General features: G+C 63.5%; 1 protein-coding gene. It reads right to left on the bottom strand.

Annotated elements, in window-relative coordinates; genetic code table 11:
• A partial coding sequence (locus AC5RWX_RS33030) for a M13 family metallopeptidase (RefSeq protein WP_494100384.1) occupies positions 1 to 1,645 on the bottom strand: 1,645 nt, incomplete at both ends.

Genomic DNA, 1,645 nt, shown 5'->3' with positions numbered 1-1,645 from the left:
ATACTGACGCGCTCCTCCGGAGGCATCCACATGCCGTCCTGGTCGGTGACCTCAAAGGCGTCGTGGAAGGCATCGAGGTTCTTCGCGATGGCATTGGTTCGGAACTCGTTGGGCGAGTGCGGGTCAGTCGCCAGCCTGCGGATGGCTTCTTCGCTCCGGATCACCTGCCGCCAGCCTGCTGCCCAGGATGCGAAGAAACGCTGGTGCCCGGTGAGGCCGTCCAGGACCTCCGGCTCCTTTCCATCGAGGCTGATCAGGTAGGCCTTGTAGGCGATGGCCAGTCCGGCGAGGTCGCCGATGTTTTCGCCGAGGGTGAGGCGTCCATTGACGTTATGGCCGGGAGCCGCGTACGGGGAAAGTGCATCGTATTGCGCCACCAGCTTGGCTGTGAGCTTTTCGAAGGCCTGGCGGTCCTCATCGGTCCACCAGTTCCGCAGTGCCCCGCCGCCGTCGAACTGGGAGCCCTGGTCGTCGAAGCCGTGGCCGATTTCGTGTCCGATCACCGCGCCTATCCCGCCGTAGTTCACGGCGTCGTCGGCGTCGGCGGTAAAGAATGGCGGCTGCAGGATCGCGGCCGGGAAAACGATCTCGTTCATCATCGGGTGGTAGTAAGCATTGACTGTCTGCGGGGTCATCAACCACTTGTTGCGGTCCACCGGCTTGCCCACCTCATCAAGGTGCCGGTCCACGTCTGCGTTGTGTGCCCGTTCCACGTTGCCCAGCAGATCGGCGGGATCGATTTCCACGGCTGAGTAGTCGATCCACTTTTCCGGATAGCCGATTTTCGCGCGGAAACCCTCCAGCTTCCGCAGGGCTTCGGCCTTGGTGTCCTGGCCCATCCAGCCGACGGCGGTGATGCTTCGGCGGTAGGCCTCGATCAGGTTGGCGACCAGCGTCTGCATGCGGGCTTTGTGTGTTTCCGGGAAGTGCCGCGCCACATAGATCTGACCTACGGCTTCGCCGAGGCCGCCTTCCACCACACCAACGCCGCGCTTCCAGCGGTCTTTGTTCCGCGGGGTGCCGCTGATGGTGGTCCCGTAGAAGGCGAAGTTGGCATCAACGAATGCCGAGGACAGGTAGGGGGCTGCGGCGCTGATAACCCGCATGGCCAGCCATTCCTGCCAGTGCGCCAGCGGCTCGGATTCGAGAAGGCCGGCGGCGCCGTCGAAAAAGGGAGGGGTGCTCACCACAATTTCCTGCCGCTTTTCCTCGTCAATGCCCGCCGCGTCAAACCAGGTTGTGAGCAGCGGGAACAAAGCGGATGCCTCGTCCGCGGACTTCAGGTTGTACGTCTTTTGCGGGTCCCGAAGGGTGACGTTGTCCCAGTGATGGGATGCCAGCTTCGTCTCGAGCGCAACCACGCGCTCAGATCCACCGTCGGCGTCCGGAACGCCGGCCAAAGCAAGCATCGTCTTCACGTGTGCACCGTAGGCTGTGACCGTCGGGGCGAACTTCTCTTCCCGGTAGTACGACTCGTCAGGCAGTCCGAGACCGCCCTGGCCCACGTACAGGAGGACCCTGTCGGGATTACCAGCATCAGGGGCCGGGTAGATGTAGAACAGGCCACCCACATCGGCCCGGAACAACCGGCCCCCCAGGGAGACCAGGTCTGCTACGGAGGTGGTGGCGAACACCTCGGCGAGCC

This window comes from Arthrobacter sp. SPT-J7, from assembly GCF_059089965.1.
The sequence above is the reverse complement of the archived record's forward strand: the minus strand, read 5'-3'. Positions and strand labels throughout refer to the sequence as shown.